We start from the raw sequence: 26,278 nt of genomic DNA on the forward strand, positions 1-26,278 counted from the left end.
GGCTTCCGGCGGGCTCCGGGGATGCCGTCGCCCGCGCCAGTCGTCCCGGAGCACCACCGGGCGCAGGATGGTGTTCGGGCAGGGCTGCTTCCCGGCGATGTTCAGGTGATGTCCGGGTCACAGGTCACCGTGTGTGCTCACGCCCAGGTCGGGAACGTGGGTCGTCCGGGTGCGGCCCTGGTGAGAGGGGCCCAGGTGACGAGATCGTCGGCGGCTGCGGACGGCCGGGAGCCGGACGCCCGGGAGGCCGGGTACGAGCTGGATCCGCGCCGGTGGCGGGCCCTGTGGGTCACTCTGGTGGCCGGCTTCATGAGTCTGCTCGACGTGACGATCGTGGCGGTGGCACTACCCACCATCCAGCGTGACCTGCACGCTTCCCCCGCGCAGGTGCAGTGGGTGGTGTCCGGGTACGCCCTCACCTTCGCGCTCGCCCTGGTGACCGCCGGGCGGCTCGGTGACGCCCTGGACCGGCGGCGCATCTTCCTGCTGGCTCTGAGCGGCTTCGTGATCTGCAGCGCGGCCTGCGGAGCGGCCCCCGACATCACGCTGCTGGTGGTGGCGCGCCTCGCCCAGGGTCTGGCGGCCGGCTTCATGGCCCCCCAGAACTCCGCGCTCATCCAGCAGATGTTCCGCGGCGCCGAACGCGGCCGGGCGTTCGGATTCTTCGGCGGCACGGTGGGCGTCTCCGCCGCCGCCGGTCCGATCACCGGCGGCGTCATCCTCGCCCTGGCCTCCGGCGGCCAGGGCTGGCGGTGGATCTTCTACGTCAACCTGCCCATCGGCATCCTCGCCGTCCTCCTGGGGCGTCGTCTGCTGCCCCATACGCAGCGCTCCGGCCGGGGGCACGTGGACGTGCCCGGGGTGCTGCTCCTCGGCGCCGGGGTGCTCGCGCTGATGTACCCGCTGGTGCAGGCGGACTCCGGCGGCATCGGCCGCGTGTGGTGGCTCTTCCCGGTCGCCGCCGCGGTGCTCGCCGCCTTCGTGCAGTGGCAGCGCCGGCTCGTGGCCCGGGGTACCCGGCCGTTGCTGGACCCGCGACTGTTCAGCACCGTGCGCGGGTACGCCGTCGGCGCGGGCGTCGGCACCCTGTACTTCATCGGCTTCAGCGGCGTCTGGCTCGTCTTCGCCCTCTTCTACCAGCACGGCCTCGGCTTCTCGCCGCTCAGGTCCGGCCTGGCCGTGACCCCGTTCGCCGTCGGCTCGGCCGGCGCGGCCGTCGTCGCGGGCCGGCTGGTCGAACGGTTCGGCCGTCTGCTCACCGTCTGCGGCCTCACAGGCGTGATCCTCGGCCTGGGCGGCACCGCGCTGCTGCTCCGCTACGGCCCGATCGGCACCGCTCCCTGGCTGGCCGCGCCCATCCTGCTCCTCGGCGGCATCGGCAGCGGCTTCGTCGTCTCCCCCAACATCACCATGACCCTGCGCGACGTTCCCGTACACATGGCGGGCGCGGCGGGAGGCGCCCTGCAGACCGGCCAGCGGCTCGGGGCCGCGGTCGGCACCGCCGCCCTGCCCGGTCTCTACTACCTGATGCCCGGCAGGAACGGCGACCACCGCGGCGCCCTCGCCATCGCCCTGGCCGCCGGCCTCGCCGGCATGGCGGCAGCCCTGGCGCTCGCACTGTTCGACTGGGGCCGCGACCGGCACGAACACGGCCCACGCCGCACATGCCCGGGCGAAGTCGCCAACAATCCCATGCACACACGCCAGACCTGAGCGAAGAATCTGTGATGCCGCTCTCCCGAGGGGCGGCATCCGCGGTAACCGCCCGCCGGGAACGGCCGCTTGCATCCGGCCACATTCGGCTTGAGAGCTTTCCAGCCACCCTCCGAAATGGCATGGCGGACCCTCTTCCATAAGGCCCGCTTGAGCCTTCCGCAACAGGCTTTTATATCAGGGCCGTTGATGTGATCACCGTCTCCACTTCCGGTGGAACCGATGGCCCACGGAACGCGTCCACAGGCATTCAAGCCCATTCCATGAATGGGCAGTTGGCGCAAGAGGCGTCCCGAATGGTGAGATACGCTTGTCCTGCGGACGCCCCGCTCACCAGCGGCGCGCCGCTTCTTCACATCCCTCGCGACCCGGTCCCTGTCAGTGGACCCGATCCGTCGCGCCCGCCGGCCATTTCCTTCCGGCGGACCACGCCTTCGAGCAGGAATTGATGCCCGTTCAACCACTTGCGGAGCTCGTACGTTTCGCCCGCCGGAACTCTCCCTTCTACCGTCAGCTCTACTCCCGGCTCCCCGACGAAGTGGCTCATGTCACGGATCTTCCGGTGGTGCCGCAGGCCGAATTCTGGCGGGCCAATTCGCCCCGGAACAACCGGCTGCTGACCGCTCCGCTGGACGAGGCCGTCGTGTTCCGCAGCGGCGGAACCACGGGGTCGCCGAAGTTCTCCTACTACACCCGCACGGAGTGGCGGGAGTTCACCGCCACGTTCGGCGCAGGGCTGGTCGGAGCCGGTCTGCGCCCGGGTCACCGGGTGGCGGACCTCTTCTACGCGGGCGACCTGTACGCGAGCTTCAGCTTCGTCCTCGACTCGCTGCACCGCTCCCCCGTGGCCAACGTCCGCCTGCCCATCGGCGGGGCGACGCCCTGGGAGTCCACCGCGGCCACCCTGGAGGAGTTCCGGGTCCAGGCCGTCGCCGGCACGCCGACCACCCTGTGCGCGCTCGCCGAGCGCCTCACCCACGCCGGTCGAACGCTGCCGGACGTGGAGTTGCTGTTCTTCGGCGGCGAATGCCTCTTCAGCGATCAACTGCCGCTGCTCGCGACCGCGTTCCCGAACGCCGAGCCGCGCTCCCTCGGCTATGCGAGCGTCGACGCCGGGCTCCTCGGAGCGGCCGTGCCAGGCGAGGACCCGCGTGTGCACCGGGCGTTCACCCCCGACACACTCGTCGAGATCCTCCAGGACGAGACCGACCTGCCGGTCGACGCCGACGGTGTGCCGGGACGGCTGGTCGTCACCAGTCTGTGCCGTCGGCTCATGCCGGTCCTGCGCTACCCGGCGGGCGACCGGGCCGAGTGGGTGGACCGGGCGGCCGGTGTCTTCCGTATCCTCGGGCGCGCCGAGGAGGGGGTGCGGGTCGGTCCCGTCTCCCTGTACACCGAGGACGTCCACGACGTCGTCGCGGCCGCCGACACCTCGGGCGAGGTGACCGGTGTCCAGCTCGTCGTGCGGCGCCGGGACGGCCGGGACGGTCTCGTGCTGCGGCTCGCGGTGCCCGAACCCGGCTCCGTAAGGGCGGAGTTGGAGGCGGCCGTCGTGGCGGCGGTCCTGGCCCAGCGCCCGTTCTACGCCGACGCCACCGCCGCCGGGCACGTGAACGCGCTCGCCGTCGAGTGGGTGCGGCACCGCGACCTGGCGGTCAACTCCCGCTCCGGCAAGCTCGTCCGGGTGCTCGACGAACGGCCGCACTCGTGAGCGCGGCACCCGCGCCCGCACGGCGCCTGCCACTCGTCCTGCGCAACCCCTCCTTCGCCAGGGTCTGGGCCGGTCAGCTCCTCACCCAGGCCGCCGGCCGGATGTTCCAGGTCGGGGCGGTCTGGTGGCTCGTGGGGTACGCGGGCGGCCGGCACCGCGGTCTCGACTCCGGCCTCTTCCTCATGGTGAGCACCCTGCCCGCGGTGGCGCTCGCCCCCGTGGTCGCGCGCGTCGTCGAGCGGCACGCGCACCGCACGGTGCTGGCCGCCGCGGCGGCCGTAGCGGGCACGGTGGCCGCGGCGGCCGCCGTCGTGGCCCATGCCGGCACGCTTCCCGTGGCCGCCGCCTACGCGGTCGGGCTGGCGCTCGCCGGGTGCCAGGCGGTGTTCGATCCGTGTCTGACCACGTCGGTGCCGGAACTCGTCGAGGACGCCGACATAGAGGCGGCCACCGGATTCGAGCTGTCCACGCAGTCCGTGGCCGGCCTGTGCGGAGGGCTGCTCGGTCCACTCGTCGTGGACGCCGGCTCGCTGGACGCGGTCGTCGCCGCCTGCGCCGCCGCGTACCTGCTCGCCGCCCTGCTGGTCGTCTCCGCCCGCTTCCCGGGCACCACGGCCGCCGCCGCGCCCGCGGACGGCCCCGCATCCGAGCGGCGCACGCTGCTCCGGATACTCGCCGGGCTGCCGTTCATCCGCCGCGTCCTGGTCTGCTTCGCCGCCGCCAACATCTTCACCACGGCCGTCTACGTGGTGATGCCGCTCTACACGCGACAGGTGCTGCACGCGAGCGGCTCGACCGTCGCCTCCCTGGAGGCTGCCCTCGGTGCGGGCACTCTGGTCGGGTCGTTCACGGGCGGACGTCTGCCGGGCCGCCCGGTCGCCGTCGGCAGCGTGTGCCTGACGGTGATGGCGGCGGCCCTCTCGCTGCCGGGCCTGTTCGCCCACCCCGCGGCGGCTCTCGGCTCGATGGCCGTCGCCGGCTGGTGCGTGGGGGTGATCGGCGTGCGGTTCGTGGCGCTGTTCCAGCGGCTGGTACCCGCCGACGACAAGCCGGGCTTCTTCGCCGTGATGCAGGCGCTGCTGGGAGCGACGTTCCCGGTGTCGTCGCTGGTGTTCGGCGCGCTGGGCGACCAGTTGACCGCCCGGACCCTGTGTCTGGCGCAGGGCGCGGGGCTCGTACCCGTGGCGCTGGCGCTGTGGTGGCTCGGTAACCGCGGTGACCGTGGTGACGCCGCCGCGCGTCGGACATCCACCGCGGCGGCGACGGTACCGGCGGGAGACGCGTCATGACCGTCGTCCTCTCCCCCGCGAACGTGCAGGACATCGCGGAGCTACGGCAGTTGTACTTCGAGGTGTACGGCCACGGCTATCCTGTGCCGCTCGGGAGCGACCCGGTCGTCATGCGCCGGCTGATCACGGGCGGCACCGCGCACTGGCTCACCGCCCGTGCGTGCGACGGCGCCCTCGTCGGCTCCGCAGTCGTCGTCACCGAGCCGGGCAGCCGTATCGGCAAGCTGGTCGGCCTCGCGGTGCACCCCGGCCACCGCGGCGGCGGACTCGCCTCCCGGCTGACCGGCGCCGTGTGCGAGGAGGCGTTCGGCACCGGCCGCCTGGACTCGGTGTACGCCACCGTCCGCGTGGTCACCGCGGGCCCTCAAGCCGTCGTCGTGCGCAACGGTTTCCGGCCGCTCGGCCTGCTGCCGAACGCCGTCGAGGTCGACGGGTGCGAGACGCTGGCGCTGTTCGCCCGTTACGCCGACGGCGTGCTGGACCGGCGCGCACCCGTGGCGGCCGTGCCGGAACGGCTGTCGGCGTTGCTCTCCGCCGCGTCGACCGGCGTGGGCATCGACTACGCCGGCACCCGGGACGCGGCGGGCGCGGTGGGCACGGCGGCCGCGGTGCGTGAGGCCTCCGGGGCCACCAGGACCGCCGGGACCGCCTGGACCACCGGGGCGGAGCCGATCGAGCTGATCGCGGCTCCCGGCTTCGTGCGGCGGCGCTTCCTGGAGCTCTTCCCGCAGGCCGACGACCGGTTCTTCCCGCTGCACACGCCCAACGCGGTGCTGGCCGCGGCCGACGGCAGTTTCGAGGCGTACGCCGACCTCGACCCGGTCGCGGGCAGCTGCGCCCTGGTCGCCGTCCACCCCCGCCCCGCCGCGGTGGCCGGGGCCCTCGAGGGGCTGATGGCCACGGTCACCCGAGCGGGCGCGGACTACGCCGAGGCGCTGCTGCCGCTGGCCGACACCGAGGCCCTGGAGGTCTTCCTCGCCTCGGGGTTCGTGCCCAGCGCGCTCTACCCGGCGATGCGGCGCGTCCACGACCGCCTGCACGACTACGTGGTGCTGTCACGCACCAGCCGTCAGATCGACTTCCGCACCACCGCCGTCAGCCCGCTGCTACGGCCCTACCTCGGCGCCTACCTGAGTGCCTGGACCTCCACCTACCTGCCCCTTCACGAGGTGTCCCGATGAAACCCCATCTCGCTCCCGTCGAGGTTCCCGACCCGGCGGCGCTCGGCCATGTGCAGCAGTTGTGCGACCTGGCGGAGCCGTACGCCCACGGCAGGGCCGCCGACGAGCTGTTCGCCGCGGCGATAGCCGAGACCAACGCCTGGCACGCCGGCCGCTCGTCCTTCTTCTCCGCCCTGCTCGACGACCCGGCCGAGGCCGCGGCGCCGACCGTGGGCGACGGGGTGCGCACTCCGCTGGTGCCCGCCGCGTTCTTCAAGCGCCATGAGGTGCTGTCGGTCCCGCGGGAGGACGTTTTCCTGCACCTGACCTCCTCGGGCACCACGGGCCAGAAGTCGCAGATGTTCTTCGACGAGTGGACGATCCGCTCGGCGCAGCGCATGGTGGCCCGGATCTTCGACCACTACGGCTGGATCACCCCCGACCAGCCGGCGAACTACCTCCTGTACAGCTACGAGCCGGCACCGGCGCTCAAGCTGGGCACCTCGTTCACCGACAACTACCTGTGCGACTTCGCCCCGGCCCGGCACACCACGCACGCGCTGCGGCACACCGGCTCCGGTCACGAGTTCGACGTGAACGGCTGCATCGCGGCGCTCCACCGTTACGCCGAGGACGACGTACCGGTGCGCATCCTGGGCTTCCCCGCGTTCCTGTACTTCACCCTGGAGCGGATGCGGGCGATGGGCCTGCCGCCGATGCGGCTGCCCGAGGGTTCCCTGGTGGTACTCGGCGGCGGCTGGAAGGGCCACGCCGACCGGCAGATCGCCAAGGGCACGTTCTACGCCGAGGTGAGCGAACGTCTCGGCATCCCGGGCGACCGGATCCGCGACACCTTCGGCTCGGTCGAACACTGCGTGCCCTATATCGAGTGCGCCGAGCACCGGCTGCACGTGCCCGTGTGGTCGCGCGCGGCGGTGCGGGACACCGGGACGCTGTACCCGCTGCCGTACGGCGAACGCGGGTTCCTGCACCTGGTCAGCCCGTACATCACCTCGGTGCCCGCCCACAGCGTGGTGATGGGCGACCTGGCGTCGCTGCATCCGGGCGAGGAGTGCCCGTGCCCGCTGTCCACCGACTGGTTCACCGTGCACGGCCGTGCCGGGGTGAGCCGCAACCGCAGCTGTGCCGTCGCCGCCGCCGAACTGATGAAGGGAATGTCGTGACCACCTCCGTACTCCACCTCTGGCAGGGCGAGTTCGTCGACGAGGCAGAGGCCGGCCGACGGCTCGACACACTGCCGGAGCTCGCCGGGCGGGTCCTGACCCGCCCCCTGCCCACCGACGTGGTGATCGGCGCCTGCGCCGAGGTCGCCCGCGACCTGGCCGACACCGCTTCCGTGCTGTACGAGCGGCTGGCCGCCCACCTGTCCGCCGGGGAGGTCCCGGCCGTCCTGGGCGAGCTGGCGGCCGCGCTGACCCGGGAGGCGCTCGAGCGCAAGCTGCGGCGAGAACTGGGCGGACTGCGCCCGGAACGGCTCACCCGGCCCGACGCCCGCGAGACGGTGTACGAGGCGTGGGCGCCGGTCGGTCTGCTGGTGCACATCGCACCGGGGAACGCCGCGGCCGTGGCGCCGCTGAGCGTCGTCGAGGGACTGCTGGCCGGCAACCTCAACGTGCTCAAGACCAGCAGCTCCGACTCGGGCCTCGCCCTGGACCTGCTCGCCGCCCTCGGCGCCGCCGACCCGTCCGGGCTGATCGCCGAACGCGTCGTCGCCCTGCGCTTCCCGTCCTCGCGCCGCGCCTGGCTGGAGGCACTGTGCGGGCAGGCCGACGCGATCGCGGTGTGGGGCGGCGAGGACGCGGTGCACGCGGCGGGCGAACTGGCCCCGCCCGGCTGCCAGGTGATCGCCTGGGGACACCGGATCTCCTTCGCCTACCTCACCGGGCGAGCCGCGTCCGGGGAGGACGTGCTCGACGCGCTCGCCGAGGACGTCTGCCGGCTGGAACAACAGGCCTGCTCCAGCCCGCAGGTGATCTATCTCGACACCGAGGACACCGGGGAACTGTTCGCGTTCGCGGGCCGGTTCGCCGAGCGGCTGTCGAAGATCTCCGGCACTCGCCCGGCGCCGCTGCCCGGCCCGGCGGAGCAGGCCGAGATCACCACTGTGCAGCAGCTCGCCCTGCTCGAACAACACCTGGGTCTCACCCGTGTGTTCGCCGCCGAGGACGGCTCCTGGCGGGTGCTGGCCGACACCCGGCCCGCACTCGACGCCTCCCCGCTCCACCGCAGCATCCGGGTCAAGCCGCTGCCCGGGCACGCGGTCACAGCGACGCTGCGGCCCATGCGCCGCTACCTGCAGACGGCGGCGGTCGCGGGCGACCGCGCGGAAGTGGCCACGCTCTCCCGGGCGATGTTCGCCGCGGGTGTCACCCGCATCACCCCGGTCGGCTCCATGCTGGAGAGCTACGACGGCGAACCGCACGACGGCGTCTACGCGTTGCAGCGCTACAGCCGCAGGGTGAGCCTGCGCACGGCGGACACGGACTTCGCGACCCTCGCCTGCCCCGACGACCTCATAGCGCCTCCGGTGCTGCCCCCCGCGGCCGTCGTACCGCTGCTGGGCAAGGAGGGTGTGCAGAGTGCCCTCGCCACCCTGGACGCGCGCCACGCACACCTGTACTTCCGCAGCGGCGGCTCCACGGGCGCTCCCGCGCTGTCGGTGTTCACCTGCGACGACTACGACAACCAGATGCGCGCCGCGGCGGACGGACTCCTCGCCGCCGGCTTCGACCCGGCCCGCGACCGAGCGGCCAACCTGTTCTACTGCGGCGGGATGTACGGGAGCTTCATCAGCTTCTTCTCCATCCTGGAGCGGCTGAACGCCACCCAGATCCCGATGGCCGCGGGCCCCGACCACGCCGTGGTCGCCGAGGCGCTGATCGCCCATGACGTGGACACCCTGTTCGGCATGCCGTCCTACCTGTGGCAGCTGCTGCACGCCGAAGGCGACCGGTTGCGGGCCCACGGCCGGATCCGGAAGGTGTTCTACGGCGGCGAGCACTTCACGGCCGAGCAACGCCGCGTACTCACAGAGGACTTCGGCGTTCAGGTGATCCGCTCCGCGGCCTACGGCAGCACCGACCTCGGCCCCCTGGGCTACCAGTGCGCCTCCTCCGAGGGCTCCGTCCACCATGTGCTGACCGACCTGCACACACTGGAGATCCTGGACCCCCACGAGGACCGGCCGGTGGCGCCGGGCGAGCCGGGCCGGCTGGTGTTCACCTCCCGGGCGCGGGCAGGCCAGCGGCTGGAACGCTACGAGATCGGTGACCTGGGCCGGGCCGTCGCGGGCCCGTGCGCGTGCGGCAGCCACGTGCCCCGACTGGAACTCCTCGGACGCTACGGCGACGTCGTACGGGTGGGCACGTACTTCATCAACTACCGGCGCATCGCCCAGGCGACGCAGGAGCAGCTCGCCTACCACGGCGAGGTGCAGATGGTCGTCGAGTCGGGCGCCGACCGGGAACGGCTGACCGTCCGCCTCGACGAGCAGTACGCCACCGACCCCGAAGCGGCCCGTGCGGCACTCGCTCGTGAGGTGGCGGAACTGGCCGCGGCCGAGGAAGAGGGACTGCTGGCGCTCGCCGTGCAGACCGTCCCCAGGGACGCGTTCGAGCGCACCCCGACCAGCGGCAAACTGCGCACGGTCATCGACCTGCGCCGCTGAGGCTGCCCGAGTGCCGGCTGCGCCGCGGGGCCACGCGTCGCAGCCCGGCGCGAAATCGCCCGAACATTCTCCGCTCGCCATGCATCACACCTGGAGAAGACCGAACCGCAGGCCGATGACCAAGGGGAGAAGGCTCATCATGACGAAGCAGCACCGCGACCACATGCCCCAGACCGCTCCGGGCACCCTCTCGGACGTGCGTGTCCACCCGCGCCTGGCGCGCGCGGCGCTCGCCGCGATGACCGCCGCCGGACTGAGCGTGACCGGCACCTCAGTCGCGCAGGCAGCCTCGGCCACCACGCCGACCTGCTCCGTCTCGGCCCTGACCGCCTCCTTCGGCAAGGGCCTGGCCGGCGGCATGAACCACCAGGGTGTGATCCTCAAGCTGAAGAACACCAGCGCCCACACCTGCCTGCTGCGGGGCTACCCCGGCCTGGGCCTGGAGAACGCCGCTCACCGAACGCTGCACTCCACCACCCACTGGGGCGACACCTGGTACGCCAAGAGCCCGGCCAAGTCCACCCTCACCCTCCGCAAGGGCCAGAGCGCCGAGGCGGTCATATCCTGGACGCACGCCAACACCGGCACCCCGGACGCCGTCCACGCCGCCTACCTCCAGGTCACCCCTCCCGCGGCCACCAGCCACAAGACGCTCAAGTTCCCGCAGTGGGTGGACCACGGCGACCTCCGGGTCACCGTCCTCGCCCACCGGATCCCGGTCAACGACTGAGCACGTCGAGACCACCGTCCGCGCGCACGGGTCCTGTCCAGAGCATGGCTGCCGCGTGAGTGACCGCCGCTTCGCAGGAGGCGGCGGTCTCTTCGTAACCGGAGGCGATGCCGTGGAAGACGGTCGCTCCCCTCGGGCGGCCAGGGCCTCAACCTCGGCATCGGCGACGCCGTCAACCTCGGCTGGAAGGGCGCCATGGGAAGGAGGTTGTGCTCGACTTCAGCCTCGGCCGTGCGCTGCAGGTCGCGAGCAAGGCGTGGGAGGGCCGGATCCGCTACGCGGGCGGCCCGGTGCGCGACGACCTCGGGCTGGGTGCGGTGCTGGTTCGGCCCGACGGCGTCGTGGCCCGGGCGAGCGCGCCCGCCCCGAATCGCGACACGTTCGAGCAGGCGGCCGCCCGGTGGTTCGGCCCGTCGCGGAACCAGGGTCCGTCTTCAAGGATGAACGGGGTCGACGGGTATGCGAGGGCTCACCCGTCGTAGGGCGTATCCCAGGGGCAAGGACCCGTGCCCAGATGCCACGCCGTGAGCGCCTCGGCATCCACGCACACGATCCCGCACTGCTCGGCGTACTCCAGGGCCGGTGCCGTGAAGTCGGCGGTGGTGACGAGGACGGCTATGTCGGCTTCATGGACGGTGAAGCAGGTACCGCCGAAACGCTGGAGGTCCTGCGAACCGACCCTGTTGCCCTCGCCGTACCGTTTGCACTGCACCACCAGACGGTGCCCGCTCGGGGCCACCGCGAGCACGTCGGCTCCCAAGTCACCCGCGCCGCCCACCACTTCGACGTCCGTGCACCCATCCCGGACACACAGCTCGGCTATCGCCCGCTCGAACTCCTCCGGATCCAGCACCGCATAGTCCATCACCTGCGGAACGACAGCGGCATCCAACAACAGAGTCTCCTCCGCATACGTGGCGCCCGGTGCAGGTGCCGTCGCCGTTGCTGTTGCCGTCGCCGTTGCCGTCGCCGTTGCCGTTGCTGCTGGCGTTGCCACCGGCGGCTCGGCCACCTCCACGGGGGCGGCGGCCACGGCCGGTTCCCGCAGCGCGTCGGCCGCCGTCTCCGCCGCCGCCTCAAGTGCTTCGGTCGCACGCCGCAGAGCTCTGCGGGCCGACCATCGGCGCCGACCCCGGTGACCGGCGATGACAGCGGCCGAGGCCAACAGCAGCAGGATCACCGCCCAGACAGGGCGTCGCTGTGCAGCCTGCGCGGCGGTGCGGGCGATCAGCCCGCCAAGACTCAGCAGCAGTGCGAGAAGAACGAAGAACCAAGTCGTCGTACGCAGGTCAAAGCGACGACGGCGCACGGGACGCAACGGGCGAGTAGGCACAGTCACGACGGACGTTCCTCCCAAGCAGACTTCCGATGAAGATCACTTGGGCTAGTGCCCCAGGAGGAACGATTCACCATGGCACCACCCCAGGCGATGCCGAGGAATCCGGCTCAGAACGCTGGGAGAAGGGCCTGGGCCCGGGCGGCCCCAGGGCTCGGCGGTGTGCGCCAGGATCGTTGCGAGGTGCGTGACGTGCTCGCTGGATGTCGCGGAGGCGGGCTCAAGAACGCGAGAGCGCGTAGCGCGGGGTGCGGGGTGCGGGGTGTGACGGGTGTCGAGAGTTGGTGGTACGGGCGCGCGTGCGGGGGCGGACGCCGTGCGGTGGGCCCGTCGGCCCACCGCCCGTACGCGGCGTCAGATACGGCCGCCGGTCAGCCGCGTGATCGGACCGTGGCTGTGACGGCCCGAACGGCGGCCCGCCGCATAGGAAGCGGCCGTCAACGCGGTCACACCCGCACCGACACCGGCGGCGATCAGCTTGCGGTGGGCGATCACCGCAAGAGCCGTCTTCGCCGTGGCGGCCACCTGCCCGGAGGCCGCCTTGGCCGTCGCCGCGACCTGCCCGGTCGCCGCCACCAGCGTCTGACGACCCGCCTCGGCCGCGCGGGCCATGCCCTGTGCCCTCGAAGCGACCGTCTCGGCCGAGCGCTCGGCCCCGGAGGCGGCCGCCGACTTCGCGGCCGACGCGGTGTCAGTCGCCTTGTCCGCCGCGCCCTTCGCAGCCCCGGCGGCGGGCGCGGTCGCCTTGTCCGCAGCGCGCCGCGCCTTGCCGGCAGCCGCACGAGAGGCGGTCTGCTTACTATTCGTTCCGGATTTCGCTTCAGTCATGGACTGCGCGTTGCCCCTCCCCCGGCCCGCAAACGCGTCCGGCCGCATCCCGTACGGGCTTTGCGGGCCCGCGTTGTCAGACGGGCCGCTTCTGTCACCGTTCGACGGCGGGCAGGAGAGGGACTGATCACACCTGGATGGTCATCCGGGCAGGGTGACCGGAACATCCGAACCAGGCATTGATGCCGCACCCGTCCGCAAGATGCCTTCGACGCCGCGCAGGAAGGTCTCACAGATCGGCTTCGGGTCGGACAGGCAGCCGGCCGCCATGGCGCCGTCCCGGAGCATGACGAAGTGCCGGCCCGCCGCGTCGGCGGGAGCGCAGCCGGCGTCTTCCAGGAGCTGCGTGGCGGTCTCCAGGAACCATTGCCGATGGGTCAGCACTGCCTGGTGGACGGGGTGATCCTGCTCGGGATACTCGGCCGCCGCGTTCAGGAAGGCGCACCCACGGAATCCTGAGGACTGGATGCCCTCGGCGATGGCCCGACTCACGGCGCGGACGGTGTCGGGCGCCGACAGGCCCTGCGCCCGGATGGCAGCCACCTGCCCCCGGATGGCGTGATCGGCCTGCTGGAGGTAGGAAAGGATCAACTCCTCCTTACCCTTGAAATGCCGGTACAGGGTCGCGCGAGTGACCTTGGCCTCCGCGATGATCCGGTCCACGCCGACGGAGTGGATCCCCTCGGCGTAGAAGATCCGGGTTGCCGTGTCGAGCAGCCGCGCTCGTGCCTCTGACATGCTCCCGCCCTCTGTGCCCGCACTCATGACATCACCGTACCAGCCGGTGAGGGAGAACGTTCGGTCTTGACAGCAGGAAAGGGAGGCCCCTTAGATGAGACAGGAAGAACGAACGTTCTCCCTCGCCTCCTGATCGCGCCTTGGCCTGCGCTGCCGCCTTCGCCCAAAGGACCCCTCATGGACTCCTCCATCGCTGTCCCCGCCCCCGCCCCCACCGCAAGCGACACCGCAGCGCTACGACGCCTCTACCTCCTGCGCTTCGCGTTCGCCGCGGTATGGGCCGTCCTCCTGCTCGCCTCCGCCCACACCCTGAACCCCCTCAGCACGACGCTGCTGGTGATCTACCCCGCGTTCGACGTGGCCTGTGCGGTCGTCGACGCCAGGTCCGCCAAGGCCGAACGCGGACCCGTGCGCGGTCTCTACACGAACATCGCGCTCAGCTCCCTCACCGCCGCGGGACTGGTCGCAGCCGCCACCTCAGGCATCCCGGCAGTCCTGCGGGTCTGGGGCGCCTGGGCCGTCACCGCGGGTCTGGTGCAACTGATCGTCGGCGTTCTGCGACGTGGGATGGCAGGTCAGTGGCCGATGATCGCCAGCGGAGGCATCTCCACTCTCGCCGGAGCCTCCTTCATAGCTCAGGCCGGCAAGGGCAACGCCTCCCTGAGCAGCCTGGCCGGCTACGCCTTCCTGGGCGGGGTCTTCTTCCTCGTCTCCGCACTCCGCCTGGGGCAAGCCGCCAAGGCCTCCGGCCATTAGGTAACGACCGCAGTTCTGCCGGTAGTTCTGCATGGTCTGCCCCCGTATGCCCCTGATCAACCCGTCAGGGGCATACCGGGGGCTCTGGTTCACCTCGCTGCCCCGGCACGATCAGCTCCCTCCGGGGACCATGTGGGTTCCACGACGCCTCCAGGCCGCGCCGCGAGACGGGCGTCGCGCCGTCAGTGCCGGCTTGAGACGTAGTCCGTGCCCGTTGAAGCCGTCCGTTCAGCCGGCAGGATGGGTGAGGGACGACTCACCGCAGGAAGGACAAGGTCGTTGCCACGAACCGGTCCGCGTCGTCGAGCCACGGGAAGTGTCCGGCGCCGGGCTGGACGGCGAACTCGGCGCTCCGGAACAGTCCGGCGAACTCGGCTGTCGTGGGTGGAGGGGCGCCTGGATCGAGCTCCCCGGCCAGCAGGAGCACCGGTGAGTCGAATCGGGCGAGCGCCGCGCGGGTGGAGTCCGGGTCGAAGGCGCCGTCGGCGTTGAAGGCCGCCACGACCTCCATGTTCATCTGCCGGTCTTCCGTCGCTTTGTGGGCCTGGGCCACCTCGTCCCAGCGGCCGTACGAGAACGGAGCGACGGCCTGCCAGCAGTCGGCGCCCGCCCGGCCCGCGCCGATCGCCTCCAGGGCCGCGAAGGCCTCGGGGAACCAAGGTTCGTTCCGACGTGGCAGGACGGTCTCGCGCCGCAGTGCGTCGGTGATCTCGATCCCGACGGCCCGGACGCTCGGTGTGATGAGCGCGAGTCTGTCCACGTGTTCGGGATGGCGGCCCACGTACCGCACGGCCAGATTCGCGCCGCCGGAATGCGCGAGCAGGTCCATCCGTTCCAGGCCCAGACACTCACGAAGAGCCTCCACGTCGTCGACGAGCCGGTCGCAGCGGCACGAGGCGACGTCCGCGGGCATCGCGGACCGTCCGGTGCCGCGGAGGTCCAGCATGACCAACTGCCGGTGCGCTGACAGGCCACCGAGTTCGCCCAAGTAGGCCGAGTCCTGTGGTCCACCCGGCAGGCACACCACAGGCGGGCCGTCCCCGAACACGTGGTAGGCGAGCTCGGTCCCGTCGTGCGCGGTGAAGAGTTCCATGCCGGACAGCATGCGAGTGACGCCGGGTACCGGCCTATCGTTTAGCCAGAGCTACACGATGGGGCGGCGCGGATGGCAGTCGAGATCAGGTTCACCGCGGCGTCTGTCGCGAAGGTGCGGTTCGCCGTCTCGCCACTGGGCGAGACGGTGCTCGCGCTCCGGATCCTGTTGGGCTCCGCCGGGCATGCGGTGCATCAGCCATGGGTGCGCAGCGCGCGGCCGCTGCTGGCCGGCGAGCGCGAACTGCCGCTGCTGCGGGCGCTGATCGCCGGGGCGCTGCCGTCGTTCCTGTTCCCCGTGCCGGAGGAGCGGCTGCCCTCGATGGCTGCCGAGCTGGACCTGCTGCGGGCCACGGAAGAGGCCTTCTTCCGGCGGGAGTACGGCGCCGTTGTGCGCGTACCGGACGAGGAGGTCCCTGATTCGACGGCGGTGTTGCCGAGGCTCGCCGCAGCGCTCCACCGCTGCCACGAGCTGCTGATCGCTCCGCAGTGGGGCCGGATGCGCGCGCTCCTGGAGGCCGACGTCGGCAGGCGGGCGCTCACCCTGGTGGATGGCGGCGTCCATGCGCTGTTCGCCGAGCTGCATCAGGATGTCGCTTGGGACGGTGGCCAGTTGGTGGTGCACGGTCGGCGCACTCCGCAGACGGTCTGCACGGTGGACACCGGCGGGCACGGCCTGGTCCTGCTGCCCAGCGTCTTCAACTGGCCCAACGTGGGCGTCGACAAGTCCCCGGTCGCCGCCGCGTCGATCCGCTACCCGGCGGTGGGTGTCGGCCTGCTGTGGGAGCCCCCGCCTCAGGCGCTCACGGGTCTGGCCCCGGTGCTCGGCCAGACCAGGGCGGCGGTACTCGACGCCCTGGCCGAACCCCTGACCACCGGGGCTCTCGCCGGCCGGCTGGGCATCACCGCGAGCGCGGTCTCCCAACACCTGGGTGCGCTGCGCGGGGCCGGCCTGGTGTCGACGCGACGCACGGGCCGGACCGCGCTCCACCTGCGCACGGAACGAGCGAACCACCTGATGGGCGGATCCGCCCGTAAGGGCTGAGGAACGCGCTGAGCGTGGGCGCGTGCGACGGGGGGCCACTGATCCGGGTGATGCGGGCCAGGCAGCCGTCGGCGCGCGCACCGGAAGCTTGTTCACCCGCCCGGCCGGACCGGGCCGGGCCGGGCCGGGCCGGGCGGGGCGGGAGGACTCTGCCGGCCGATACCGTGATCGGTCCGGCGGCCCGGCCGGCGGTCGAACACCTGGTGTCCTCGGCGACGAAGACCGCGTCGTAGTCCCCGTACACCCTGTCCTCGCCGCCGCTCAGACCCATCCGCGCGAAAGGCAGCGCGGTGGTGCCGCCGCAGCCCTCAAGTACCGGCCCTGGCGGCACCAGCGGTGATCAGTTCGGCCCCGGCTGCCCTGAACTGGTGCATCGGGGGTACTCACGCCGTCACCGGAGGACGCCGACGCGTCTTCCGGCCGTGAGAAAGCAGCCGAGTGACGGGAGGTGATCGCCATGACGTCGGGTACACAGCCGCACCACGACACGAGCCGGCCGGCGCCGCAGGCACCGGCACAGGAGCCGGTGGGTGAGCTGGTGCAGCGTGCCTCGCAGCAGCTCAGTGAGCTGGTGCGCGGGGAACTGCGCCTGGCACAGGCGGAGATGAAGGAGAAGGGCAAGCGCTACGGCAAGGGCGGCGGACTGTTCGGCGGTGCCGGACTGGTCGGGTTCCTGATGCTGCAGGCCCTGGTGGCCACTGTCATCGCCGCGCTCGCGGAGGCACTGCCGCTGTGGGCCGCGGGCCTCATCGTGACCGCGGTCCTCGGCCTGGTCGCCGCGGTGATGGCGCTGACCGGGAAGAAGGAGGTCTCCCAGGCCGCCCCGCCCACGCCCGAGGAGACGATCGAGAACGTGAAGGCCGACGTGGCCGAGATCAAGGAGAGTGCCCACCGATGACGCAGCCGCCCCACGACGAGCCCACCGCCCAGAGCCCGGAGGAACTGCGCGAGCAGATCGAGCACACCCGTAACGAGCTCGGCGACACGGTCCAGGCGCTCGCGGCCAAGACCGACGTCAAGACCCGCGCGCAGGAGAAGGCCGCCGAGATCAAGGACCAGGCCGCCGCGAAGGCCGGAGAGCTGAAGGACCAAGCGGCGCTCAAGGCCGAACAGGTCAGGACCAAGGCTGCCGAAGCGGCGTCCCGGGTCCAGGACAAGCTGCCCGCCCCGGTCAAGGACCGAGCCGCCCGGGCCGCCGGGCAGGCCCGCGCCACCACGGCCCAGGGCCTGCACACGGCACGCGGCAACCGCCAACTGCTCGTCGCGGCCGCCGCCGCGGGCACGCTCGTGTGGCTGATCTGCCGGAAGAAGAGGTGACCGCGCGGAGGCGTCCAGCACCGCCCGCCTGCCGCCAGGTCCCGCTCTGAGCATCGTCGCGGTGCACGCCACCTGACCGCTGACCGACATCTGGTCCGGCTGACCGGAACAACAGGTGAACGGGGAGGGGGCCGGTACGAACACGGACACCGGCCCCCTCGGGCCCCCTCCCCCGCTGACCGCGTACGAGTCCGTGGACAACCCTCAGCCCCGGCCCGACAACGCGGGCCGGGGCTGAGGCCGGGGCCGGGGCCGAGGTCGCGTAAGGGGGCGGCGGTGCGTCTCCGCGCGTCAGGTCCCGCGTGCGACACCCGCCGCGTCCTCCGGTCAACGTGGTACCCCTGCCGCTCCGTCGTTCCGGTGGTTTGCCGTTCCCGGTCCCCGTGCCCGCCGTGAGCCGCCTCGGACACTGATCGGGGCGGCACCGGGCCGCTGGAGGGGGACGGCATGTCCGACGGCAAGATGCTGATCGCGGTGCGGGAGCACTCCCGCGAAGAGGGGGCCGCGCCCGAACAGCTGCGCGCGATCCGTGCGGCGGTCGAGGCGAAGGGATTCGAGGTCCGCTGGGCCGTGACCGTCGAGGACGCACAGGCGGTCCTGCGGACGGAAGCGGGACTGGCGGCGGCGCTGGTCGCCTGGGACCTGCCCGGTGAAACGGCCGCGGGCCCGCAGGACGGGGACGAGAGCGGCGGAGCCTCGGTGCTGCGGCACATCGGCCGACGGTTCCAGAACCTGCCGGCGTTCCTGGTGATGGCGGACGAGGGTGTGCGGAACCTGCCGCTGTGGGTGTCGGAGAGGGTCGTCGGCTACGTCTGGCCGCTGGAGGACACCGCCGGCTTCATCGCCGGCCGGATCTCGACGGCGGCGCGCGCCTATCAGGAAGGGTTGCTGCCGCCGTTCTTCCGGGCACTGCGCCGCTTCGACGACGCCCACGAGTACTCCTGGCACACACCGGCCCACGCGGGCGGCGTGGCGTTCCTGAAGTCACCGGCGGGCCGCGCCTTCCACGACTATTTCGGCGAGCGGCTGCTGCGCAGCGACCTGTCCATCTCGGTGGAGGAACTGGGCTCGCTGTTCGAGCACACCGGCCCGATCGGGGAGGCGGAGCGCAACGCCGCCCGCGTCTTCGGTGCCGACCTGACGTACTTCGTGCTCCACGGGGACTCCACCTGCAACCGCCTGGTGGGCCATTACAGCGTCACGCGGGACGAGTTGGCGCTGGTGGACCGCAACTGTCACAAGTCGGTACTGCACGGCCTGGTGGTGTCCGGGGCCCGCCCGGTCTATCTGGTCCCGACCCGCAACGGCTACGGCCTGGCCGGCCCGCTGCCGCCGGCCGAGCTGGCGCCGGAGGCAGTGGCGGCCCGGATCGCCGCGCACCCGCTGGCCGAGGGGGCGCTCTCGCCGGATCCCCGGTACGCGGTGTTCACCAACTCGACGTACGACGGCCTGTGTTACGACGCGGTCCCGACGGCGCGCGCACTGGCGGCGAGCAGCCCGCGGGTGCACTTCGACGAGGCGTGGTTCGCGTACGCCCGCTTCCATCCGCTGTACGCGGGCCGCTACGGCATGGCGGTGCACGAGTCGTCGTTCCCCGGACCCGACCGGCCGACGGTGTTCGCGACGCAGTCGACGCACAAGCTGCTCGCCGCGCTCTCTCAGTCGGCGATGGTGCACGTACGGCCCGCGCCTCGGGCGCCGGTGGAGCACGAGCGGTTCAACGAGGCGCTGATGATGCACGGCACCACCTCACCTCTGTACCCGATGATCGCCTCCCTGGACGTGGCGACCGCCATGATGGACGGGCCGCAGGGCGAGTGGCTGGTCGACGAGGCGGTCACCGAGGCGGTCCGGTTCCGTCAGGAGATGGTCCGGCTGCGCCGCCGCATCGAGGCCGCCGGGGACCGCCCGCCGTGGTTCTTCGGCGTGTGGCAGCCCCGGACGGTCACCGACCCGGCGACCGGCGCGGAGCTCCCCTTCGACAAGGCCCCGCCGGAGCTGCTGCGCACCGAGCCGTCCTGCTGGACGCTCGACCCCGGCGCAGACTGGCACGGCTTCCCGGGACTGACCGAGGGGCACTGCATGCTGGACCCCGTCAAGGTCACCCTCACCTGCCCCGGCATCACCGCCACCGGGGAGATGGAGGAGGAGGGGATCCCGGCGCGCGTACTGACGGCGTACCTGGCGACGAGGAACATCGTCGTGGAGAAGACGGACAGCTACACCACGCTCGTCCTGTTCTCCATGGGCATCACCAAGGGCAAGTGGGGCACCCTGCTGGACGCGCTGATGGACTTCAAGGCCCTCTACGACAGCGACGCGCCGCTGGAGCGGGTGCTCCCGCAGGCCGTGGCCGCCCACCCGCAGCGGTACGCGGCACTGACCCTGCGCGAGCTGTGCCGACAGATGCACGACCAGCTCCGCTCGGCACGGCTGGTGGAGCTGCTGGACACCGCGTTCCAGCAACTGCCGGAACCGGTGTTCCCGCCGCAGCACTGCTACCAGCGCCTGGTGCGGGGCGGCACCGAGCGGGTCCGCATCGCCCGGGCGGCCGGCCGGATCGCGGCGGCGATGGTCACCGTCACGCCCCCGGGCATCCCCGTGCTGATGCCCGGAGAGAGTGTCGGCGCTCCCGACGGTCCACTCCTCCGCTACCTCGCCGCACTCGAGTCCTTCGACCGCCGTTTCCCGGGCTTCCGCAGCGAGACCCACGGCGTCACGATCGACCCCGACACCGGCGACTACCAGATCGAGTGCCTGCGCCCGGACCAGGCCGAACCCCCCACCGCACCCCCGGCCCAGCGCCACGCCCCGCAGCCGCTGAACGCCCCGCAGCCCTGACATTGCTTTCGACCCAACTGCGTCCACCAGGCGATTGTTCGGTTACGGGCCGGACGCGAACATACGATCGGAGGCATGACGATCGAGTACGAGTGGCGGGGTGACTTCGACAACGCCTCGCTCAACGCCCTTCACGCCGATGGTTTCGGTCACCCGGTCGCTCAGACTGACTGGCGGGAACGACTGGAGCGCCACAGCCTCGGCTGGGTCTGCGCCTGGGACGACGGCACTCTGGTCGGTTTCGTCAACGTCGCCTGGGACGGCGGAGTTCATGCGTTCGTACTCGACACGGTGGTCGCGCTTCATCACCGTTCGAGAGGAGTCGGGGCCGCGCTCGTCGCGGCCGCGGCCGAAGAAGCTCGTCTAGCCAAGTGCGAGTGGCTCCACGTCGATTTCGAGGAACACCTGCGTTCGTTCTATTTCGACGGCTGCGGCTTCAGGGAGACGGCAGCCGGTCTGCTCGCCTTGCGGCCCGGGGCGGCCAGGACTCTTTAGGGGGCGCCGACCCTCGCAGCGATGAGTTCCCAGACCTCCGTAAGTCTGTCCTCAGGACAGGGCGAGACACCGCATCCCGCCACGCCTGTTCGGAAGAGGTCCGCTGATGAGCGATCTGCACGAGACCCTGCGACGGTACGTCGACCGGGGGGCGGTACCCGGGGCCGTGGCGTTGGTGGCCCGGGGGGACGACGTCGAGGTGGTCGCCGTCGGGTCGCTGGACGTCGACGGCTCCGCCCCGATGACTCGGGACTCCATCTTCCGCATCGCCTCGATCACCAAGCCGATCGTCGCCGCCGCGCTGCTGGCACTCGTGGAGGACGGCACCGTCGGTCTTGACGATCCGGCGGCCGAGTGGCTGCCCGAGCTGGAGAAGCCGGTGGTGGTGCGCACGCCCGCCGGACCGGTCGACGACGTGGTCCCGGCCGTACGGCCGATCACCGTCGAGGACCTGCTGAGCTCGCGGCCGGGCTGGGGCTTCCCCGCCGACTTCACGCTTCCCGCCGTCCGCTCGCTCTTCGAGGTGCAGCAGGACGGTCGCTTCCCGCAGTCCCTGCCCGACCTGGACACCTGGCTGGCGGTCATGTCCCGGATTCCGCTGCTGCACCAGCCGGGCGAGGCCTGGCTGTACAACACCGCCTCCGACCTGCAGGGTGCGCTGATCGCGCGGGCCTCGGGCCGTACTCTGCCCGACTTCCTGGCCGAACGGCTGCTGGAGCCGCTGGGGATGAAGGACACCGGCTTCGAGGTGCCGCCGGAGAAGCGGGACCGCTTCACGTCCGCCTACCGCCTAGACGGCGCGGGTATGCCGGTGCGGACGGACACCCCGGACGGCGCGTTCGCGAGCGCCCCGCGGTTCGCCTCCGGTGCCGGCGGGCTGGTGTCCACGGCGGACGACTGGCTGGCGTTCGCCCGGCTGCTGCTGAACGGCGGGGAGGCGAACGGCCGCCGCCTGCTCAGGCCCGCTTCGGTGAGCCGGATGACCACCAACCACCTCACCACGGCCCAGCGCGACGCGGGCGCGCTCTTCTTGGAGGGCCAGGGCTGGGGGTACGGCGGCCAGGTCGACGTGACGCCCGCCGATCCGTGGAACGTGCCCGGCCGCTACGGCTGGGTCGGCGGCTCCGGCACGGCGGCCCACCTGGTCCCGTCCACCGGGACGGTGACGATCCTGCTGACCCAGGTGGCGATGGAGGACCCCACCCCTCCCCCGCTGATGCGGGATTTCTGGCGCTGCGTGGCGCGAGTCTGACCACCGGTGCGGCCGTCGTAACGTCACCCCGCCGGGCGGAGGGCACGCGTCCGGGGACGGGCATCGGGCGCGAGCGATGAGTTCGGGCGGCGGATCGGGTCTGATCCGGCATGACTCGTATCGTCGCTGACATCTCCGTCTCGCTCGACGGCTTCGTCACCGGCCCCGACCCCGGCCCGGACAACGGTCTGGGCACCGGCGGCGGGGCCCTGCACACCTGGGCGTTCTCCGACCACCCCGACGACCGCCGGCTGCTGCGTGAGGGGACCGCCCGCTCCGGCGCCGTCGTCCTGGGGCGCCGGCTCTTCGACGTGGTCGACGGACCGTACGGCTGGGACGACACCACCGGCTACGGCGCCCGCGAGGTCGGCAGGCCCGCGTTCATCGTCGTGACGAGCACACCACCCGAAGCGGTGCGGCTCACCGGCCTGGACTGGACCTTCGTCACCACCGGCCTGCCCGACGCCGTCACCGTCGCACGCCTTCGCGCCGAAGCGGCGTCGTCAGCAGCCGGCCGGGACCTCGACGTCGTCCTCATGGGCGGCGGTGCCACCGTCGGCACGGCGCTGGACGCCGGCCTGGTCGACGTACTGTCGCTGCACCTCGCGCCCGTCCTGCTGGGGCATGGGACACCGCTGTTCACCGGCGGAGCGCCACGCGCCTTGGTGCAGCGGCAGGTGACGTCGACACCGAACGCGACGCACTTGATGTACCACGTCGGGTGACCCGTGGCCCGTCGCGCGCAGGTGGGCGGCAGCGAGGCAACGGCGTCCATGAACGCAACACCCGCAAGATCGAGGCACAGCATGCGGTCACGGACGTTCACCCTGTCCGTGACCTCGCTGACCTGCGGGCAGGCTCGAAGTCGAGGTCGCCGACCACCGCCCTTTCCGTCCGTCCACAGCAAGGAGGGGCGCGGGGGCGACACCGGACCAGGCTGGTTCCCTTCGAGCGCGTCACACAGCGCCTGCCGGCGCCATGCCTGCCCGGCCCTGGTTGCGGCCCCGCTCACCGCCTTGTGGCTCCGTCGGGCTGGAAGAACGCGAGCATCTCCTGGGCGGCGTCCGGCGACATCAGCAGTTCCTGCATGTCAGCGGACATCCGGGCGGCGGCACCGGTGCGTTCGAACATCGCGTGTTCGTACTCCTCGACGGCGGCGGGATGGTCGTCCGGGTGCGCGGCCAGCGCGAGGCCGAGCAGGGCGCCGTCGAGCATCGCCATGTTGGCGCCCTGTCCCACCGGCGGCATCAGGTGCGCGGCATCGCCGACCAGTGTGACGCCGGACGTCGACGGCCAGGTCAGACCGGTGGGGAGAGCGGTGATCGACCGGGGCACGACGGTGTCGTCGCAGGCCGCGATCAGCGCGGTGATCCGTGGGTCCCAGCCGGGCAGCATGTCGATCAGCCGCGCCCGGGCCGCGGCCGGGTCGTCGAACGGGATCCCACTGTTGGCGATCCAGTCCTCGGCGGTGTTGTAGAAGCTGAGGCCGATGCGAACGCGGCCGTCGCCGTTGCGCTGCGCCGCCAGGGACAGTCCGTCCCCGAGCACCCAGTAGTTGCCGCGCCCGACCATCGTCGCGAGGTCAGGGTGCGTGCGGTCGATGTCGGGGATGCCGATCTCGACGACGTTCTGGCCGATGTGCGCCGGGCGGGCGTCGGTGAGCAGCGGGCGGACCCGGGACTGTGCGCCGTCCGCGCCGACCAGCAGGTCACATGGCGCACTGCTGCCGTCGGAGAAGTGCAGCAGGCCGTCGGCGGCGGAGGTGAACGCGTGCCCCCAGCGCACCGTGTCCTGGGGCAGGGAATCCAGCAGCAGGTTCCGCAGATCGGCGCGGTCGACCTCGGGGCGCTCCAGCGGGGCGTCGTCGGGCGTGTCCTCCTGGAGCAGCAGAGTTCCGTCCGGTTCCAGGAGACGCATGTCCTGTCCCGCTCCGCGGGCGATCGCGTAGAACTGGTCGATCAGTCCGGCCTCGCGCAGCGCGCGCTGGCCGGAGTGGATGTCGAGCATGCCGCCCTGATCGCGAGCAGTGCGGGACGGTTCGCGTTCGTACACGACGGCGTCTATGCCGTGCACGTGCAGCACCCGGGCGAGTGCCAGGCCGCCCAGGCCGGCTCCGATGATGGCGATGGCCATGTGACTCCTCCTCGATACACCGTACTGATCGATACACTGTATCGATCGATGCGTTGTACCGTGGGCGGCATGTTGGTGTGGGAGAGGCCGGAGCCGCCGAATCGACCCGTTCCGGCCCCGTTGAGCAGAGAGCGGATCGTGCGAGCGGCGATCCGGCTGGCCGACGTGGACGGCCTGGAAGCGGTGTCGCTGCGCAAGGTCGCCGCCGAGTTGGAGGTCCGTCCGATGCGGCTGTACGGCTACATCGCGAGCAAGGAGGAGTTGCTCGATCTGATGGTGGACGCCGTCCACGCCGAGATCCGGCCGGTCGGCGACGGCTGGCGGGAGGTCCTCCGGTCCCATGCCGAGGCCACGCGGCGCGCCGCTCACGAGCACGAATGGCTCGCCGATCTGCTCGGGGGCCGCCCGCAACTCGGACCGCATGCGCTGGCCAGCGGGGAGACCCTGGTGGCCGCACTGGACGGTGTCGACCTGGACGCCGTCATGCCGGTGATCGCCGCGGTCAACGCCTACGTCATCGGGGCGGTGCGCCGGGAGACCGCCGAGCGACGTGCCGAGCGGGCCACCGGGATGGACGAGAAGCACTGGCAGGCGGCGCTGGGGCCCTATCTGCAACGAACCTTCGCCTCCGGCCGGTTCCCCGCACTGGCCACGGTGGTGCGCGACGCCGCCCATCTGGACGCCGACCAGACCTTCCGGCTGGGCCTCGACTGCCTGCTCGACGGCATCGAAGCCCGTATCTCGAAGTAGGAGTCGAGCCTTCCCGGTCGCCGTCGGCGCAAGCCCCGTCCGCCGCCATCGGCCGGTGGACGCGGCCAGGCGCTTGCGGGACCACTCCGGCGGAACTCTCAACCGGCGGGAACTCTCAGCCGGCGATGGTGGCCAGTCCGGCGATGCCGATGAGGTGGATGACCACCGCCGTGATGCTGTCGATGCCGATGCGGGCGTACTGGCGGTGTGGCCGGGCGGAGCCTCACATGCGGTCGAACGGGCGTATACGCACGGTTATGTGGCTAGTCGATTCGACGGCCACGCGCCCGGCGGACAGGGAACCGTTTGCCGTTCACGCCGGCGGGGACCCGGCTCGTCATGAGTACAGCACCCCCTCGTCGCCGGACAGGTCAGAACCGGGTCTTGTGGCTCCTGGACCGCCTGGAGCGTGAACCGCGTGCGGACGCGGCGATCGACACGCTCAGTAGCGGCGTCAGGTCCCTGCCGCTGGGCCGAGGCCGCGACCTGTTGCACGGCAGGTGGCTGGGCCACCCGCTGCATCCGCTGATGGTCCAGGTGCCGATCGGCGCCTGGTTCTCGGCCGCACTGCTCGACCTGTGTCCCGGCCGGTCACGGGAGGCCGGCCTGTTGATCGGAGTCGGGTTGGCCGCGACCGCCCCCGCTGCGGTGACAGGGGCGGTCGACTGGGCGGAACTGCATCCCCAGCAGCAGCGTGTCGGCCTGGCGCACTCCCTGGCCAACACCGTGGCCGCCGGGCTCTACGCCACCTCACTCGCCTGCCGCCTCAAGGGACACACCGCACGGGGCCGTGCCCTCGGCTTCCTCGGGCTGACAGCGGTCGGAATCGGGGGCATGCTGGGCGGCCACCTGGCCTACCGGCAGGCGTCCGGCGCCAATCACGCGGAAGAGGTTCCCCACGTCGTCTCGGAGGGCTGGCACCGTGTCGGGGCCGTGGCCGAGTTCGCGGAAGGCCGGCCGGAACGGCGCAGCGTGGACGACGTGCCGGTGCTCGTGGTCCGCGAATCCGACGGGGTCGTACACGCCTTGGCCGAACGGTGCAGTCATCTGTCGGGGCCGCTGTCCGAGGGCGTCGTCGCCGACGGATGTGTCGAGTGCCCCTGGCACGGAAGCGTCTTCCGGCTGTCGGACGGCTGGAACGTACGCGGCCCGGCAACCGCCCCGCAGCCCGCCTTCGACACCCGGGTCGTCGACGGCCAGGTGGAGGTGCGGCTACGCGACCACTAGTACGGGCAGACAGGCCGAGAGACAGGACGGAGACCGATCGCGGCGGAGCAGGCAAAAGGCGCTCACCGCCGTCCAGTTGTCCTGCTCGCGAACGGTCCGTCTCCCCATGGGTGCGCTCGCGGCGCCGGCCGGAGTGGACCGATCACGTGCACCCATCACCCGAGTGGCGCAAGCGAT

General features: G+C 71.8%; 23 protein-coding genes. 18 read left to right on the forward strand and 5 right to left on the reverse strand.

The window, feature by feature from the left end:
- Nucleotides 1–108: 108 nt before the first annotated feature.
- The 8 genes from PV343_RS07460 to PV343_RS07500 all read left to right on the forward strand — a co-directional run bounded on the left by PV343_RS07460 (nucleotide 109) and on the right by PV343_RS07500 (nucleotide 10,773).
- Nucleotides 109–1,713, forward strand: a complete 1,605-nt coding sequence (locus PV343_RS07460) for an MFS transporter (RefSeq protein ID WP_415923462.1) — start codon at nucleotides 109–111, stop codon at nucleotides 1,711–1,713.
- Between the two features lie 448 nt (nucleotides 1,714–2,161).
- Nucleotides 2,162–3,424 carry a phenylacetate--CoA ligase family protein gene (locus tag PV343_RS07465; protein WP_319145973.1) on the forward strand — a complete coding sequence of 421 codons (1,263 nt, stop codon included), beginning with the start codon at nucleotides 2,162–2,164 and terminating at the stop codon, nucleotides 3,422–3,424.
- Nucleotides 3,421–4,713 (forward strand): MFS transporter, encoded by a 1,293-nt coding sequence (locus tag PV343_RS07470; RefSeq protein WP_319145974.1) that lies wholly within the window; start codon nucleotides 3,421–3,423, stop codon nucleotides 4,711–4,713. The genes PV343_RS07465 and PV343_RS07470 overlap by 4 nt, the downstream gene beginning before the upstream one ends.
- Nucleotides 4,710–5,894 (forward strand): GNAT family N-acetyltransferase, encoded by a 1,185-nt coding sequence (locus PV343_RS07475; protein ID WP_319145975.1) that lies wholly within the window; start codon nucleotides 4,710–4,712, stop codon nucleotides 5,892–5,894. Before PV343_RS07470 ends, PV343_RS07475 begins: the two co-directional genes overlap by 4 nt.
- Nucleotides 5,891–7,057, forward strand: a complete 1,167-nt coding sequence (locus tag PV343_RS07480) for an acyl-protein synthase (RefSeq protein WP_319145976.1) — start codon at nucleotides 5,891–5,893, stop codon at nucleotides 7,055–7,057. The genes PV343_RS07475 and PV343_RS07480 overlap by 4 nt, the downstream gene beginning before the upstream one ends.
- A complete protein-coding gene (locus PV343_RS07485) occupies nucleotides 7,054–9,561 on the forward strand; it encodes an acyl-CoA reductase (RefSeq protein WP_319145977.1) in 2,508 nt (835 codons plus the stop codon). Before PV343_RS07480 ends, PV343_RS07485 begins: the two co-directional genes overlap by 4 nt.
- A gap of 139 nt (nucleotides 9,562–9,700) precedes the next feature.
- Complete coding sequence (locus tag PV343_RS07490) at nucleotides 9,701–10,291, forward strand: DUF4232 domain-containing protein (RefSeq protein ID WP_319145978.1); 591 nt, start codon at nucleotides 9,701–9,703, stop codon at nucleotides 10,289–10,291.
- A gap of 182 nt (nucleotides 10,292–10,473) precedes the next feature.
- Nucleotides 10,474–10,773, forward strand: a complete 300-nt coding sequence (locus PV343_RS07500; RefSeq protein WP_401701862.1) for a hypothetical protein — start codon at nucleotides 10,474–10,476, stop codon at nucleotides 10,771–10,773.
- Here PV343_RS07500 and PV343_RS07505 read toward each other — a convergent pair.
- The 3 genes from PV343_RS07505 to PV343_RS07515 all read right to left on the reverse strand — a co-directional run bounded on the left by PV343_RS07505 (nucleotide 10,761) and on the right by PV343_RS07515 (nucleotide 13,220).
- A complete protein-coding gene (locus PV343_RS07505) occupies nucleotides 10,761–11,630 on the reverse strand; it encodes a restriction endonuclease (RefSeq protein ID WP_319145980.1) in 870 nt (289 codons plus the stop codon). The genes PV343_RS07500 and PV343_RS07505 overlap by 13 nt on opposite strands.
- A 351-nt stretch (nucleotides 11,631–11,981) precedes the next feature.
- Nucleotides 11,982–12,455 carry a hypothetical protein gene (locus PV343_RS07510; protein WP_319145981.1) on the reverse strand — a complete coding sequence of 158 codons (474 nt, stop codon included), beginning with the start codon at nucleotides 12,453–12,455 and terminating at the stop codon, nucleotides 11,982–11,984.
- A gap of 141 nt (nucleotides 12,456–12,596) precedes the next feature.
- Nucleotides 12,597–13,220, reverse strand: a complete 624-nt coding sequence (locus PV343_RS07515) for a TetR/AcrR family transcriptional regulator (RefSeq protein ID WP_319145982.1) — start codon at nucleotides 13,218–13,220, stop codon at nucleotides 12,597–12,599.
- 150 nt (nucleotides 13,221–13,370) lie between these two features.
- Here PV343_RS07515 and PV343_RS07520 point away from each other — a divergent pair, with 150 nt between their 5' ends.
- Nucleotides 13,371–13,949, forward strand: a complete 579-nt coding sequence (locus PV343_RS07520; protein WP_319145983.1) for a hypothetical protein — start codon at nucleotides 13,371–13,373, stop codon at nucleotides 13,947–13,949.
- A gap of 256 nt (nucleotides 13,950–14,205) precedes the next feature.
- Here the strand turns inward: PV343_RS07520 and PV343_RS07525 are convergent, their stop codons facing one another.
- Nucleotides 14,206–15,042 carry an alpha/beta hydrolase gene (locus tag PV343_RS07525; protein WP_319145984.1) on the reverse strand — a complete coding sequence of 279 codons (837 nt, stop codon included), beginning with the start codon at nucleotides 15,040–15,042 and terminating at the stop codon, nucleotides 14,206–14,208.
- A 72-nt stretch (nucleotides 15,043–15,114) separates the two neighbouring features.
- Here PV343_RS07525 and PV343_RS07530 point away from each other — a divergent pair, with 72 nt between their 5' ends.
- The 7 genes from PV343_RS07530 (at nucleotide 15,115) to PV343_RS07560 (ending at nucleotide 22,716) form a co-directional block, all read left to right on the forward strand.
- A complete protein-coding gene (locus PV343_RS07530) occupies nucleotides 15,115–16,086 on the forward strand; it encodes an ArsR/SmtB family transcription factor (protein WP_319145985.1) in 972 nt (323 codons plus the stop codon).
- Between the two features lie 457 nt (nucleotides 16,087–16,543).
- Complete coding sequence (locus tag PV343_RS07535; RefSeq protein WP_319145986.1) at nucleotides 16,544–16,984, forward strand: phage holin family protein; 441 nt, start codon at nucleotides 16,544–16,546, stop codon at nucleotides 16,982–16,984.
- On the forward strand, nucleotides 16,981–17,403 hold the full coding sequence (locus PV343_RS07540) for a DUF3618 domain-containing protein (RefSeq protein WP_319145987.1): 423 nt from the start codon (nucleotides 16,981–16,983) through the stop codon (nucleotides 17,401–17,403). Before PV343_RS07535 ends, PV343_RS07540 begins: the two co-directional genes overlap by 4 nt.
- A gap of 447 nt (nucleotides 17,404–17,850) precedes the next feature.
- Nucleotides 17,851–20,244, forward strand: a complete 2,394-nt coding sequence (locus PV343_RS07545; RefSeq protein WP_319145988.1) for an Orn/Lys/Arg decarboxylase N-terminal domain-containing protein — start codon at nucleotides 17,851–17,853, stop codon at nucleotides 20,242–20,244.
- Between the two features lie 75 nt (nucleotides 20,245–20,319).
- Complete coding sequence (locus PV343_RS07550) at nucleotides 20,320–20,739, forward strand: GNAT family N-acetyltransferase (RefSeq protein ID WP_319145989.1); 420 nt, start codon at nucleotides 20,320–20,322, stop codon at nucleotides 20,737–20,739.
- 106 nt (nucleotides 20,740–20,845) lie between these two features.
- Nucleotides 20,846–21,991, forward strand: a complete 1,146-nt coding sequence (locus tag PV343_RS07555; protein ID WP_319145990.1) for a serine hydrolase domain-containing protein — start codon at nucleotides 20,846–20,848, stop codon at nucleotides 21,989–21,991.
- A gap of 110 nt (nucleotides 21,992–22,101) precedes the next feature.
- Complete coding sequence (locus PV343_RS07560; RefSeq protein WP_319145992.1) at nucleotides 22,102–22,716, forward strand: dihydrofolate reductase family protein; 615 nt, start codon at nucleotides 22,102–22,104, stop codon at nucleotides 22,714–22,716.
- 283 nt (nucleotides 22,717–22,999) lie between these two features.
- On the opposite strand, the gene PV343_RS07565 is transcribed toward PV343_RS07560, so the two are convergent.
- On the reverse strand, nucleotides 23,000–24,124 hold the full coding sequence (locus PV343_RS07565; protein WP_319145993.1) for an FAD-dependent oxidoreductase: 1,125 nt from the start codon (nucleotides 24,122–24,124) through the stop codon (nucleotides 23,000–23,002).
- Nucleotides 24,125–24,193: 69 nt separating this feature from the next.
- Here PV343_RS07565 and PV343_RS07570 point away from each other — a divergent pair, with 69 nt between their 5' ends.
- Nucleotides 24,194–24,874, forward strand: a complete 681-nt coding sequence (locus PV343_RS07570; protein WP_319145994.1) for a TetR/AcrR family transcriptional regulator — start codon at nucleotides 24,194–24,196, stop codon at nucleotides 24,872–24,874.
- Nucleotides 24,875–25,213: 339 nt separating this feature from the next.
- Nucleotides 25,214–26,101: a Rieske 2Fe-2S domain-containing protein gene (locus tag PV343_RS07575; protein ID WP_319145995.1), complete on the forward strand. Its 888-nt coding sequence runs from the start codon at nucleotides 25,214–25,216 to the stop codon at nucleotides 26,099–26,101.
- The last annotated feature ends 177 nt before the right edge of the window (nucleotides 26,102–26,278 follow it).

Origin of the sequence: Streptomyces sp. WI03-4A (genome assembly GCF_033792105.1) — a bacterium.
Lineage (GTDB): Bacteria > Actinomycetota > Actinomycetes > Streptomycetales > Streptomycetaceae > Streptomyces > Streptomyces collinus_A.